The 14,378-nt window shown below is 39.9% G+C and carries 12 protein-coding genes; 5 read left to right on the top strand and 7 right to left on the bottom strand.

The genetic code is table 11. From position 1 onward, the window contains the following. Positions 1 to 66: 66 nt before the first annotated feature. Both ACQY4U_RS20210 and ACQY4U_RS20215 read left to right on the top strand, forming a co-directional pair. Positions 67 to 2,664, top strand: coding sequence for an MGH1-like glycoside hydrolase domain-containing protein (locus ACQY4U_RS20210; protein WP_428331269.1), 2,598 nt, complete (start codon positions 67 to 69; stop codon positions 2,662 to 2,664). A 137-nt stretch (positions 2,665 to 2,801) separates the two neighbouring features. Continuing rightward, entirely contained in the window at positions 2,802 to 3,734 is a 933-nt protein-coding gene (locus ACQY4U_RS20215; protein WP_428331270.1) for a sugar phosphate isomerase/epimerase family protein, read from the top strand. A 97-nt stretch (positions 3,735 to 3,831) separates the two neighbouring features. Here ACQY4U_RS20215 and ACQY4U_RS20220 read toward each other — a convergent pair whose 3' ends face one another. Beyond that, the gene (locus ACQY4U_RS20220) at positions 3,832 to 4,182 is read right to left on the bottom strand and encodes a hypothetical protein (RefSeq protein WP_428331271.1); all 351 of its coding nucleotides are present in this window, start codon (positions 4,180 to 4,182) and stop codon (positions 3,832 to 3,834) included. A 21-nt stretch (positions 4,183 to 4,203) separates the two neighbouring features. Then, positions 4,204 to 4,488 carry a hypothetical protein gene (locus ACQY4U_RS20225; protein WP_428331272.1) on the bottom strand — a complete coding sequence of 95 codons (285 nt, stop codon included), beginning with the start codon at positions 4,486 to 4,488 and terminating at the stop codon, positions 4,204 to 4,206. A gap of 208 nt (positions 4,489 to 4,696) precedes the next feature. On the opposite strand from ACQY4U_RS20225, the gene eat reads away from it, so the two are divergent. Genes eat through eutC form a run of 3 tightly spaced genes read left to right on the top strand, consistent with a single transcriptional unit; the run spans position 4,697 to position 8,178 of the window. After that, complete coding sequence (eat, locus tag ACQY4U_RS20230) at positions 4,697 to 6,034, top strand: ethanolamine permease (RefSeq protein WP_428331273.1); 1,338 nt, start codon at positions 4,697 to 4,699, stop codon at positions 6,032 to 6,034. A 17-nt stretch (positions 6,035 to 6,051) separates the two neighbouring features. Beyond that, the gene (locus tag ACQY4U_RS20235; RefSeq protein WP_428331274.1) at positions 6,052 to 7,428 is read left to right on the top strand and encodes an ethanolamine ammonia-lyase subunit EutB; all 1,377 of its coding nucleotides are present in this window, start codon (positions 6,052 to 6,054) and stop codon (positions 7,426 to 7,428) included. After that, positions 7,429 to 8,178 carry an ethanolamine ammonia-lyase subunit EutC gene (gene eutC, locus ACQY4U_RS20240; RefSeq protein ID WP_428331275.1) on the top strand — a complete coding sequence of 250 codons (750 nt, stop codon included), beginning with the start codon at positions 7,429 to 7,431 and terminating at the stop codon, positions 8,176 to 8,178. It begins immediately after the preceding gene. A gap of 38 nt (positions 8,179 to 8,216) precedes the next feature. Here eutC and ACQY4U_RS20245 read toward each other — a convergent pair whose 3' ends face one another. From ACQY4U_RS20245 to ACQY4U_RS20265, 5 genes are all read right to left on the bottom strand, one after another. Next, positions 8,217 to 8,735, bottom strand: a complete 519-nt coding sequence (locus ACQY4U_RS20245; RefSeq protein ID WP_428331276.1) for a DUF4251 domain-containing protein — start codon at positions 8,733 to 8,735, stop codon at positions 8,217 to 8,219. Between the two features lie 117 nt (positions 8,736 to 8,852). Further along, on the bottom strand, positions 8,853 to 10,736 hold the full coding sequence (gene htpG / locus ACQY4U_RS20250; protein ID WP_428331277.1) for a molecular chaperone HtpG: 1,884 nt from the start codon (positions 10,734 to 10,736) through the stop codon (positions 8,853 to 8,855). Positions 10,737 to 10,831: 95 nt separating this feature from the next. After that, entirely contained in the window at positions 10,832 to 11,353 is a 522-nt protein-coding gene (locus ACQY4U_RS20255) for an NADPH-dependent FMN reductase (protein WP_428331278.1), read from the bottom strand. Positions 11,354 to 11,363: 10 nt separating this feature from the next. Next, positions 11,364 to 12,719: a sensor histidine kinase gene (locus tag ACQY4U_RS20260; protein ID WP_428331279.1), complete on the bottom strand. Its 1,356-nt coding sequence runs from the start codon at positions 12,717 to 12,719 to the stop codon at positions 11,364 to 11,366. Beyond that, positions 12,709 to 14,064, bottom strand: coding sequence for a sigma-54-dependent transcriptional regulator (locus ACQY4U_RS20265; protein ID WP_428331280.1), 1,356 nt, complete (start codon positions 14,062 to 14,064; stop codon positions 12,709 to 12,711). Before ACQY4U_RS20265 ends, ACQY4U_RS20260 begins: the two co-directional genes overlap by 11 nt. Between the last annotated feature and the right edge of the window lie 314 nt (positions 14,065 to 14,378).

The following is a 14,378-nucleotide window of genomic DNA, read 5'->3' on the forward strand; positions in this document are numbered from 1 at the left end:
GGAGGTGGCTTACTAATTGGCTGCATCAAGTATTAATTCCTCACCCAATATCTTCTACATAAAAATATGAACGCAGAGCAGGAAAGACTAAAAGACTCATTATGGAAAAAATGGGGGCCATACGTAAGCGACAGGCAATGGGGCACAGTTAGGGAAGATTATAGCGCCAACGGCGATGCCTGGAACTATATTACCCATGATATGTCGCGCAGTAAAGCTTACCGCTGGGGCGAAGAAGGTATTGGTGGAATCTGCGATAACGAACAGCTTTTATGCTTTTCTGTTGCTTTGTGGAATAAAAAAGACCCGATCATAAAGGAGCGCTACTTTGGTTTAAGCAATCCGGAAGGTAATCATGGTGAGGACGTTAAGGAGTTGTATTACTATCTTGATAATACACCCACACATTCTTATCAAAAAATGCTTTATAAATATCCGCAGCAGGAATATCCCTATGCCTGGCTATTGGATGAAAATAAACGCCGTACCCGGAACGATCCGGAATTTGAATTAATAGATACCGGCCTACTTAATAACGATGAATACTTTGATGTATTTATTGAATATGTTAAAAATACGCAGCAGGACATCCTAATAAAAATTACGGTACATAACAGGGGTGCCGCAGATGCAAAACTAAATGTATTGCCAACCATTTGGTTCCGTAATACCTGGGCCTGGGGATATGATGATTATAAGCCCGAATTAACGGCTGATTCAAACGGTGTAATAGGTATATTTCATAAAACATTAGGGCAACTTTGGCTAAATACCGAAGGAACACCTGATCTGTTGTTTTGCGATAACGAAACTAATACCAAACGTTTATATAATTATGATGACGGTAAACCATTTTATAAAGATGGTATTAACGATCACCTCGTAAGCGGCGCCAATACGGTCAATCCTAAAAAAACGGGTACCAAGGCAGCTGCTAATTATGATATAAATGTTCCTGCAAAACAAAGTGTAACCATCAAACTTCGTTTATCAGATAATGCAAATAACGGCTTTGATGATTTTGATAAACTATTTGACGCCCGTAATAGCGAGGCAAACCAGTTTTATGCAGATCTACAAGAGGGAACAAGCGATTTAGACCGGGCACTAATTCAGCGGCAAGCATTGGCCGGTATGCTTTGGAGCAAACAGTTTTATTATTATAATATAAATCACTGGCTAAACGGTGATCCGGCCGAGCCAAAACCACCGGTGCAAAGGCAAACTGCCCGTAATGCAAAATGGCAGCATTTTAATACCAGGGATATTATTTCAATGCCCGATAAATGGGAATACCCGTGGTTTGCGGCATGGGATCTGGCTTTTCACTGTATCCCGCTGGCTTCGATTGATATGACCTTTGCTAAAAACCAGTTGAGCCTGCTGATCCGCGATTGGTACATGCACCCCAATGGCCAGTTACCGGCCTATGAGTGGGATTTTAATGATGCCAACCCGCCGGTACATGCAATGGTGACCTGGAAGATCTATCAGCAGGACAAAGCAGCTAACAATGGAAAAGGCGATACCTATTTTTTAGAGCGGATTTTCCATAAACTGATGCTCAATTTTACGTGGTGGGTAAACAGGAAAGATGCAGCAGGAAATAACGTATTTGAAGGCGGCTTTTTGGGTCTTGATAATATTGGCGTATTTGACAGGAACGCGAAATTACCCAGAGGGGAACACCTGGAGCAAGCCGATGGTACCAGCTGGATGGCTATGTACTCATTAAACCTGTTACGCATAGCCGCTGAACTTGCCGAAACCGACAAAGCCTATAATGATATTGCCAGTAAATTTTTTGAGCACTTTATTTATATAGCAGGTGCATTATCAAGCATAGGCTCAAACAACGAAGGCCTGTGGGACGAAACCGACGGATTCTTTTACGATCAGTTGCGTTTGCCCGATAACAGCACGCAAAAAATGCGTGTAAGGAGCATTGTAGGTTTAATACCCTTAGTTGCTGCCGAGGTATTGGATGATAACGATATTTTAAATAACCCCATATTCAGTAACCGCTTAAAGTGGTTTGCCGAAAACAGGCCCGACCTGGCCTCGTTAGTATCCCGCTGGGCCGAAACAAAAACTCCCGGTAAACACCTGATCAGTTTATTGCGTGGCTACCGCATGAAATCATTGTTAAGGTATATGCTTGATGAAAACGAGTTTCTGAGTAAATATGGGATCCGGTCGGTTTCAAAATACCATTTAAATAACCCGTATTATGTGGAAGTTGATGGTATGGAGTTCAGTATAAAATATACGCCTGCCGAAAGTGACAGCGGTCTTTTTGGAGGAAACAGTAACTGGCGCGGCCCTATCTGGATGCCGATGAATTACCTGTTGATTGAAAGTCTGCAGAAATTTCACCAGTATTACGGCGACGACTTTAAAATTGAGTGCCCAACCGGCTCAGGTAATTTCATGAACCTGCAACAGGTAGCTAATGAATTGTATACACGGGTATCCAATTTGTTTTTAAGGGATGAGCAGGGCAGAAGGGCCGTATTTGGCAATTATGATAAGATTCAATTTGATCCGGAGTTTAAAGACTATATCCTTTTCCATGAATATTTTGATGGCGATAACGGCCGTGGCGTAGGCGCATCGCACCAAACCGGGTGGACGGGTTTGATAGCCACCTGTTTATATCAATAACCTTTGCCTTTTTTAAAGGTAAAGGTTCACTATTTAACGGTTTGCAATCTTAATGTGTTAAAATGACACATTAATTTTTTATTTCGGCTTAATTCATTTAGTTTTACTTAACCACATAAACTAAATTACCAATAAGCATGAATTACAACAGACGTAAGTTTTTGCAAAGTGCAGGTACACTGGCACTTGGCGGCATTGCTTTATCAGGCAAAGCCAGTTCTTTTCTTAATAGCATGGCCCCGCACCCTGTGGGTTTACAGCTTTTTACTTTTTTTGGAGTTATTGACGAGGATGTAAAGGGAACCTTAACAAAAATAGCTGCCATTGGCTATAAGGAAATGGAATCTGCATTCTGTAAAAAAGGCGGTTATTATGGTATGAACCCCCAGGGTTTTAAAGCTATGGTAAATGACCTGGGTATGTCGTGGAAATCACACCATGTACTTGGTGCACCATTTAAATTACCAAAAGGGTATAAAATGCCTTTAGGTGCCGATGGTAAGCCAATGGTTTTGCCACCTATGATGAACCTGCGCGACAATATGCAGCAATTGGTTGATGAAGCAGCAGAGGGGGGCGTTGAATACCTGGTTTGTGCTAATGCGCCAACCGGAACACTTGAAGAAATAAAATCGTCAATAATTATACTAAACAAAACAGGTGCAGCAGCAAAAAAAGCAGGTATCCAGTTTGCCTATCATAACCATGATATGGAGTTTAAAGCTGTTGACGGAAAAATCCCTTACCATTTATTGTTAAGCGAAACTGATGCTAAAACTGTGAAAATGGAGCTTGATCTGGCCTGGGCCGTAAAAGGCGGACAGGATCCTGTTAAGTTATTTAAGGAGCATCCGGGCAGGTTCCCGCTTTGGCACGTTAAAGATTTAGATGCAAGCCATACCAATATATTACCGGTGGGTAGTGGTACTATTGATTTTAAACGGATATTTGAATTAGGAGCTGCCCCATCAGGAATGAAACACTTTTTTGTGGAGCACGATAATCCAAAAGATGCTTTTGCAAGCATCAGGAGCAGTTATGGCTATATCACCAAAACACTTAAAGCATAACATGCTTACTAAAAACTATAAAACAGCAAAGCCGGCGGATTTAATAACCTGCCGGCTTTGTTGTTTTATAATGTGTGATCAATAAAACCTTTAGGCATTAAGATGCCGGAGATGGTTTTATTGCAGACCTGAAGTTTCTTAAACCATTTTTTATCCAGGTATAAACGGTTGAATATTCAAGGTAGTTTCTTATCGAGTCGTCATTACGGATGGCGGTTGCCAAATCTCTCAATATGTTTTTTAAAGGCGAACTTTTGCTCACTGTAGTTACAATTTCCTCAAGCTGATCTGCATAAATAACTGCTTCATATTCATTATCAAAAAGCAATATGGTATCCTTGTTATCTTTAGCTGCTACTCCTTGAGAAGGCACAGGTAAATGATAATTTTCAAAATCGGCAGATGTTATAGGGGTTGGGCCGGTAGCGGGAATGTTGATACGTAACATAAGATCAAATTTTAAATAAATTTAAGTTTGTTGTATATAACTCTGTACAAATTCGTCATTGCGTATAGCCATAATAATATCACCAATGGCAATATTTTGAATAGAAGACTTATCATCTAATTCGTTCGATAAGTTTTCTAATTGTTCGGCATAAATAACAGCCTCTTCTTCATCCTCAAACTTCAATATCACGTCATTGTTTATCTCAGCATCAACACCGCTCAAGGGTGCAGGTAATTCATATTCTTCAAATGTATTGAAGTTTAACTGAGATCTTGTATCTGATGGAATTGATATGCGTAACATAGCGTTTTTTTGTTATATGATCACTGAATATTCAGTATTCATTCAACACCTCAAATGTAAACCTGTTTTAATAAATTTTACATTTCGTAAACATTAATTTTTCAGTAAGTTTTCTCCACCTCATTAACAATTACATAACATACGGGCATTTTGAAGTACTTTGCTTTTTGAGTATCTTAAGGCGGCATAAATTACCTTACAGCATACTATGGCAAATGTAAATACAGAGCAGTTAAAAAGGGTGTTAAAACCAATTCATCTTTGGGCTATAGCTGTTGGCCTGGTAATTTCAGGAGAGTATTTTGGCTGGAACTTTGGCTGGGCGGTTTCAGGTACAGTAGGGTTTCTGATAGCTACATTGGTTATTACCCTTATGTACATTACATTTATTTTTAGCTATACTGAATTAACCACATCAATACCACATGCCGGCGGGGCTTTTGCCTATGCATACAGGGCAATGGGGCCATTTGGTGGTCTGATGGCGGGCTACGCTACCCTTATAGATTTTTTGTTTGCTACACCCGCAATAGCTTTTGGCTTAGGGGCGTATCTGCATTTTTTATACCCGGTTATATCGGTATTATATTCAGCCCTGTTCTTTAACGTGGTATTTATAATTATAAATATTTTAGGGGTCAAGGAGTCTGCCACATTTTCGGTATTTATAACCATACTTGCCGTTGCCGAACTTTTATTATTTATGGGGATAGTTGGGCCGCACTTTAAATCTGCCAATTTTTTAAGCCACCCTATGCCATTTGGCTGGACTGGAGTTTTTGCGGCTTTGCCTTATGCGGTTTGGTTCTACCTGGCCATTGAGGGGGTGGCTATGGTTGCCGAAGAAGTAAAAGACCCTAAAAGAAATATCCCAAAAGGGTATATATCGGGTTTAGCCACACTGGTATTATTAGCGCTCGGGGTAATGATCTTTACCGGCGGTATATCCGACTGGCGGAAACTCAGTAACCTTGATTATCCATTGCCCGAAGCTATCAGCATAGCATTAGGTAAAACCAACAGCTTTACTAAAATATTTGCCAGCATTGGCTTATTCGGTTTAATAGCTTCTTTCCATGGCACTATACTGGCCTCATCAAGGCAAGTTTTTGCAATGGCGCGCAGCGGTTATTTGCCAAAGGGTCTATCAAAGGTTAGTCATAAGTTTAAAACACCGCATTGGGCCATCATTGCAGGTGGTTTTGTTAGTTTTATTGCGCTTTTTACAGGCACAACCAACCAGGTAGTTATCATATCGGTAATGGGGGCAGTTTTTATGTATATGATGAGCATGATTAGTTTGTTTGTGCTCCGCCGTAAGGAACCAAATTTAGAACGTCCTTTTGCTTCACCGTTTTACCCGGTATTTCCGGCTATTGCATTAATTATATCTGTTATCACATTAGTGGCTATGATCTACTATTATTTTATGTTGAGTCTTATATTTTTTGCGGGTTTAGCCTTAGCCTGTTTTGTATTTATACTGATGGGTAAGCATAAAGCCATACTCAATGAAGATTTTATGATAGCCCCCGTTACTGTATAGTTAATTTTATTTTTTAAATGAGCTACCATTTCACCATACGTAACAAGGTTTATCGGTTCAGCGATCTTAAAACATTGCTGGCAAAGGCATCACCATACCGTACCGGCGATGCTTTAGCTGGTGTTTGTGCCGAAAGCTACGAGGAACGGGTAGCTGCCCAGATAGCATTAGCTGACGTACCCTTAAAAACTTTTTTGAATGAAGCGATAATTCCTTATGAAAGCGATGAGATAACGCGTTTAATCATTGATAATCATAATATTATATCATTTAATTTAATAAGCCATTTAACTGTTGGCCAACTGCGTGACTGGCTTTTAACCGAAGGAACAGATACCACAACTTTAAAATTAGTAGAGGACTGTATTACCCCTGAAATGGCCGCCGCAGTATCAAAACTGATGCGCAACCAGGATTTGATAGCGGTAGCGAAAAAGTGTGAGGTAGTAACCAGGTTTCGGAATACTATTGGATTAAAGGGACATTTTTCTACCCGATTACAACCTAATCATCCAACAGATGATCCGAAGGGTGTTGCGGCAAGTATTATTGATGGCTTGTTATATGGAAGCGGGGATGCTGTAATTGGTATTAACCCGGCTACAGATAGCCCTGCTGCTGTAATGAACCTATTGCGCCTGATAGATACCATAAGGGAGCAATTTAGTATCCCCACACAATCATGTGTATTAAGCCATGTAACTACTACCTTAGATTTAGCGAACCAGGGTGCGCCTGTTGATCTGTGTTTTCAATCGATTGGTGGGACCGAAAAAACAAATACCAGCTTTGGAATAAACCTTGCTTTGCTGGATGAAGCATATGAAGCAACATTATCGCTAAAGCGCGGATCAGTGGGCCGGAATGTTATGTATTTTGAAACAGGACAAGGTAGCGCGCTATCTGCAAATGCCAACCATGGCGTTGACCAGCAAACCTGCGAAGCAAGAACCTATGCTATTGCCAGAAAATATAAACCATTGTTAGTCAACTCAGTTGTAGGATTTATCGGACCTGAATATTTATATGATGGCAAGCAGATAATCCGCGCTGCACTTGAGGATCACTTTTGCGGTAAACTGCTTGGCTTGCCAATGGGAGTTGATATTTGCTATACCAATCATGCAGAGGCAGACCAGGATGATATGGATAATTTACTAACCCTGCTTGGTGTTGCAGGCTGTAATTTTATAATGGGCATCCCCGGATCTGACGATATAATGCTCAACTATCAATCTACATCATTTCATGATGCGTTGTATTTACGAAAGGTTTTGGGATTAAAACCAGCTCCCGAATTTGAACAATGGCTAATAAAGCAGGGAATTGTTGATGATAAGGGAAGCATCTTAACGGTTAATTCATCACATAAACTATTATCGGGGATATTGTAATTGAAAAAAGAAATTGATAAAACCGACCCTTTACTTTACCTGCGCGAGTTTACAGCAGCAAGGATAGCTATTGGCCGCGTTGGTAACAGTATTCCGCTAAAGCAATCGCTGGAGTTTAAATTAGCGCATGCGCATGCCCGTGATGCTGTGTATTCTTTATTAGATATTGATGGATTAATGGAGAGCCTTAAGGTATTTGAATTGCCTGTTTTGCATTTATACAGCAAAGCGGATAGGCGGCACACTTATTTAAAAAGACCTGACCTTGGCCGGCAATTAAATGAACAATCGATAAGGCAATTAGCTGAATACAAAACTGATGCAGATATATCAATTATTATAGCTGACGGCCTTTCAGCAACAGCTCTTAATGACAATACTTTTAACTTGTTAGAGGTTTTGATACCTATGCTAAGATCAGCTAAATTAACAATAGGGCCAATTACATTGGTCGAACAGGGTAGGGTAGCCATAGGCGATGATATAGCACATGAATTGGGCGCCGGCTTATCAATTTTACTCATTGGTGAAAGGCCCGGTTTAAGCGCTGCTGATAGTATGGGCGCTTATCTGACCTATAAACCAAAGCCCGGCTTAACGGATGAATCACGCAACTGTATTTCCAATATCCGGCCCGAGGGATTGATCCCGAAGCTTGCTGCCGATAAAATATTTTATTTAATAAAAGAGGCGTTTAGCCGCAAGTTATCGGGTGTAGCACTAAAAGATAATGCCGGACTATTAAGTTAATTGACCTATTTTAACTTGTTATATTACAGCTATTTAAATTATTTTTTAGGCTTTATTTCTTCTATACTTCCGTTAAATGATATGGCATCACGGTTACTGCTGATAACCTGTAACGAGGCATAGCCACTTGAAGTAATACTTAACCGCAAATACCTTACACCCTTAAAGTCATTTTGATCAGAATCTTTTGGCTTGATGACGATGTTGTAACCGCCGTTCTTTCCTTCGGTAGAAGTATAATCAAAGTTTGTGGAGGTGAATTTTATTCCGCCATCTGTTGTACCAATTGGTGCAACGTAGGCGCGACCATAATAAGGTAGATAAGCAACTACCGTATCTTTTGTAACTTTAAGATCATAGCCATAAGTTAACTGCTTCATCCCGCCGCGTGTAGGATTCGCCTGATCGGCTGTAAAAAGATAATTATGGGCTTCAACCATATTTTTTAACTGCGCCGCTTTTGCAGCTTGTTTCTCTTTTTTAGTGCTTTGCGCAAACAGGGAATTTACACTTCCTAAAATCAGTATAAATACAAAAAATGATCTGATGGTTTTCATGGCTGATATATTTAGGTATAACGATTAAATAACTTAGGATGATACAACTAAGTTAAGATTTTATTAAACAAAAAAGCCACTCGTTAGGAGTGGCTTTTGAAATTTTATAAGCTGAACTTATATCAGGTTAACACTGCGGTTAACAAATTCAGTAAGTTCGGCACCAGTTAATAAACCTTGTGAAAGTAAGGCCAGGTCAAATGCTTGTTTTGAAAGTGCAGCCTGTACTTCTGCATTTTCTTCATTTAAAATCCGGCTGATCAGTTTGTGGTTACCATTCACAATAACTTTATAGTTATCGGGCATGCTGCCATAAAAGCTCATTCCTCCACCCATTGCTGCCATTTCTTTCATGCGGCGCATAAATTCATCCATGGTAACAGTTACCGGCAATTCATCAGGGTTTAAGCTTTCCAATTCAACTTTGTAGGCTGGTTTGTTAATTGCCTTATCAAAAATTGCTTTAACCTGGGTAGATTGTTCTTCGCTTAAGATATGCTCAAGGGTAACATCTTTTTTAATCAGTTTATCAGCAACATCAGCATCTACACGTTTAAATGATGTTTTTTCAAGCTTTTGCTCCATTTGGCCAATGAAGTGGTTATCAATAGCCGAGTTCATCAACAAAACATCATAGCTCTTTTTATTAGCTGATTGGATAAAAGCATCTTGTTTAGCCGGATCATTGGTATAGATGTATACCAGGTTACCATCTTTATCAGTTTGCTCTGGTTCAACCTTGTCTTTATATTCAGCCAAGGTGAAGTTTTCGTTTTTTGTATTGGTTAGCAAAACAAAGTCTTTAGCTTTATCATAAAACTTATCTTCGCTCACCATACCATATTTTACAAATAAACCAATGTCGGCCCATTTATCTTCAAAAGCTTTACGGTCACTTTTAAACAGTTCTGCCAATTTATCAGCTACTTTTTTAGTGATATAGCTGTTGATCTTTTTAACGTTGCTATCGGCCTGTAAAAAGCTGCGCGATACGTTTAACGGAATATCTGGTGAATCAATAACCCCATGCAATAACATTAAAAACTCAGGAACAATATCTTTTACTTCATCAGTAATAAATACCTGGCGGGAGAATAGTTTGATCTTATTGCGCTGGATCTCAAAATCGTTTTTAAGCTTAGGGAAATAAAGTACCCCGGTTAAATTGAACGGATAATCAACATTAAGGTGAATCCAGAATAAAGGATCTTCAGAGAATGGATACAGCTGTTTGTAAAAGCTCAGGTAATCTTCATCCTTTAGTTCAGATGGAGCCTTTGTCCAGATAGGGTTAGTATCGTTGATGATGTTATCAACTTCAACAGAGATGTATTTTGGTTTACCTTCTTCGTCAACACCATCTTCTTCTTCCTGTGTGGTTGTACCAAACTTGATAGGAACAGGTAAAAATTTACAGTACTTATCCAAAATCTCCTGTAAGCGGTTCTTATTTAAAAACTCTTCAGAGTCTTTGTTGATATGCAGGGTAATTTCAGTACCTCTTTCGGCAAGGCTGCCTTCGCTTATTTCAAATTCAGTACTGCCATCGCATATCCAGTGTGCAGGTTCTGCACCATCCTGGTACGATAGGGTTTCAATTTCAACCTTATCGGCTACCATAAAGGCAGAGTAAAAGCCCAAACCAAAACGACCGATGATCTCATTGGCGTCTTTAGCTTCCTTAAATTTCTCCATAAACTCAGTAGCACCCGAAAATGCTATCTGGTTAATGTATTTCTTGATCTCTTCTGCTGTCATACCCAAGCCGTTGTCAGAAATGGTAATGGTTTTTGCAGCTTCATCAAAAGCAACCTCAACGCGTAAATCACCAAGTACGCCATTATACTGGCCTAATGAGCTTAAGCGTTTAATTTTTTGGGTAGCATCAATGGCATTTGATACCAATTCGCGTAAAAATATCTCGGTATCTGAGTATAAAAATTTCTTAATTATCGGGAATATGTTTTCGGTATGGATCGAAATTGTGCCTTTTTCTTGCATAATCTTTTGTCGTTTTTGAATTAATGTTTAGTGATACAACAGGCTATCAATGCCTGTTCCAAACACGCCCAGGTTGTCAAATTGGCAGTGAACAGTTAGTTAATAGCGTTTAACAGCGCAGTTAAGACAGTTTTTAAGTTTTCAGCCGTTTCATTATCGGTTATATTTCCATTACTGTCAATTTTCGATCTGATGAAGGGGATGAGCAAGGCGGCTGCTTCTACCAGCTGAGCAGAGAGCGCACCCAATATTAGTAGTAAAGCAGCATGTGCATTTGTACCATTTGTTGATGCGGTGATCAATGCAAGCGGCTTATCAGCTAATGAGCCGCTTGAAACAGTCCAGTCTAATGCATTTTTTAGCTGACCGGGTACGCCAAAAGCATATTCGGGCGTGCAAATAATAACGGCATCTGCCTCGCTCATAAAGTTTCTTAGTTCATCTACGGGTTCAGGCGGCTGGTCATTATCTATACCAGGATCAAATGGCGGGATCTTCCCTAAATTCTCATAAATAGTAAAATCAAAACTGGCAGGTAACTGATCTTTTAAAAAACGCAGCACATTATGGTTTGATGAATCGGCACGCAAACTGCCGGAGATGGCGAAAATTTTCATTGATTTTTAATTATCCGGCAGCACTAAACTGTAATATAAATGCCGAGCCAACCCCATCTGTTGATTGTACCTGGATGTTTCCTTTATGTAACAGCATAATTTGCTTACACAAGCTTAGCCCTATGCCGCTACCCGTTTTGCGGGTACTAAAAAACGGAATAAATATCTTATCAAGTAATTCGGAGGGCATACCTAAGCCATTATCTGATACTTTTACCAATGTCCTGTTGTTGCTTTGTATTTCGGCAGATAAGGTTATGCGTGGGCTTTCCCTGTCTTTCACGGCTTCTATCGCATTTACCAAAAGGTTGATCAATACCTGCTCAATAAGGTTAATGTCTGCCTCAACGGCAAGCGTAGGATCGCGTAAAATTATTTCCAGCTCAATGTGTTTTTTCTCAAGCGTTGGCCGCATCAAACTGTTTAATGATTCGAACAGGTTACGCACCAATACTTTGGTAAGGTCAAGCTTGGTGATCTTATTTAAACTGCGGTAGCTTTCGGTAAATTTAAGCAAACCTTCGCTTCGTCTTTTAATAGTATCTATCCCTAACTCCAAATCCTCCAACTGGCTGCTTACCGGACTGTTGGCAATTTCAGGGCTTTGTAAACGATTTTTTAAGGTATCTGCTAATGATGATATAGGCGCCACTGAGTTCATGATCTCGTGCGTCATTACATTTAATAGCTTTTGCCATGCTTTTGATTCTGTTTCATCCAGGGCCTCGCTAACATTTTGAAAAGCAACCAACTTGTAAATTTTATCCTCGCTGCGCATTACGCTTGCCGTAACTAAAATTTTAACCAATTGCTGGTTACGGGTCATGGTAATAATTTTACTATCGCCAGGTTTAAGTTTGATGATCTCCTGGTAAAGTGCTTCTTCCCGTTTTTCGAGCGAGTGGATGGTTTTAAGATAGGGAACACCGATCAGTTTTTTTAAGGCTTCGTTTATCCACCCGGTTTCGCCGCTTTCCTGCTCATAAGATAGGATTCCGGTATCAACTAACTCCAGTATCTTTTGCAGGTAGTGGTATTGTGTTTCTCTTTCACGGCTTATCAGCTTAAAGGTAGTGTTGATCTCATTAAACCCTTTTCTGAGTGGCTTTAACTCATTTGGCGCTTTGCGTACATCAAAATGGCGCGAAAAATCACGGTAATGTATTGATTCAACAAACTGGCTTACCTCATCCTGTGCTTTTTTCTGAAAACGGATCAGGTCTATCACCTCATAAACCGACAGCACAAGCGGTATCACCACAAGCAGGTATTGTTCTTTAACCACTAAAAATGAACCAGCCATCAGCGTAAAGAACATGACAATTACACGCAGCACCAGCCGCCATTCGTAACGATTAAATATCATACTTGCTTAATCTACGGTATAAAGCGGTGCGGGTTAAACCCAGTTCTTTTGCTGCGCGGGTAATGTTACCGTTGTGTTTTTCAATCACCCGCAGGATTGCATTTTTTTCCATGGTACTTAAGGGGATATTGTCATCATCAACAATGGTTTCACCCGGCGTTTCCAATATTGAAAATATAAGGTCGTCAGGCCGGAGTACATGATCGTCTGCCATGATCACTGCACGCTCAATGGTATATTGCAGCTCCCTTACATTACCCGGGAAGTTATATGATTTTAGTTTTAAAACAGCCCCGGCATCAAAATCCATTGATGGTTTAAGGTATTTGCTTGCATAAAGCTTTGCAAAATGTTTTGCCAGTATCACAATGTCCTCATTGCGGCGACGTAATGGGGGCATATTGATCTCCACCGTATTGATCCGGTAGATCAGATCCTTACGGAAACGGTTTTCGTTGGCCAGCTCTGATAGCGGCAAATTAGTTGCACAAATCAGCCTAATGTCGATATCAACGGCTTTATTGGTTCCTAATCGGGTAACCTGCCTGTTTTGCAATACGGTTAATAACTTGGCTTGCTGTTGTAAGGAAATATTTCCAATTTCATCTAAAAATAAAGTTCCGCCATGGGCATCTTCAAAACGGCCGGTACGGTCTTCACGCGCATCGGTATAAGCCCCTTTTTTATGACCGAAAAGCTCACTTTCAAATAGTGTATCCGTCAGCGCGCCCACATCCACCTTCACAAATGGTTTATCTGCGCGTAACGAACGTTCGTGTATAGCCTTCGCCATCAAATCCTTGCCTGTACCGTTTTCGCCTAAAAGTAAAATATTGGCATCGGTAGGGGCAATCTTATTCACCTTGTAAAAAATATCCTGCATCACGTCAGATTCACCTAAAATAGAGGTATCTCCCGCTGTATTTTTAGCTGATGATTTAACAGTTTTAACGCCTTCTTTTTTATCTAAAAGCTCCTTGATGGTTTCAATGAGCCTTTCGTTATGCCAGGGTTTAACAACAAAATCATTAGCGCCTTCTTTTAATGATCGCACTGCCAAATCTATATCGCCATAAGCAGTGATCATTATTACACAAACCTCTGGTTTCCACTCTTTAATTTTGCGCAGCCAGTACAAACCTTCGTTACCGGTATTAATGGCACTGTTAAAGTTCATATCTAATAAAACCAGGTCAACCTGGTTGCGTTGCAGCAGCCAGTTCAGGTTTTCGGGGTTCTTTTCGGTAATAACCTCACTGGCTTCCGTTTTAAGCAAAAGCTTAACGGCGGTCAGCACATCCGGGTCATCATCAACAATTAAAACAGTGGCTTTTTTAAGTATCATTTTTTATTCAGGATCATGGGTTAAAAGATCATAGCGGCAATTAATAAACATCATCAATGCTTATCTCCAATAATACCACTATTATCATTTATTATACAAATCTTTATAAATTTAGTGTTGAAGTTATGGTTCACAGATAACCTCCGGCTAACCAAGGGATAACAATTTTTATGCTAAAGGCGCATGGTTTTATAAGTATAACTATAAATCATTAGCTATTAACTGTTAATTATGGTTTATACCGGGTAAATGAGTATTTGAAAGCTTATTAAGGCTTAAATACATTGTATCATAACCGTACACTTGCTGTAACA

Origin of the sequence: Mucilaginibacter sp. (assembly GCF_965277465.1) — a bacterium.
GTDB lineage: Bacteria > Bacteroidota > Bacteroidia > Sphingobacteriales > Sphingobacteriaceae > Mucilaginibacter.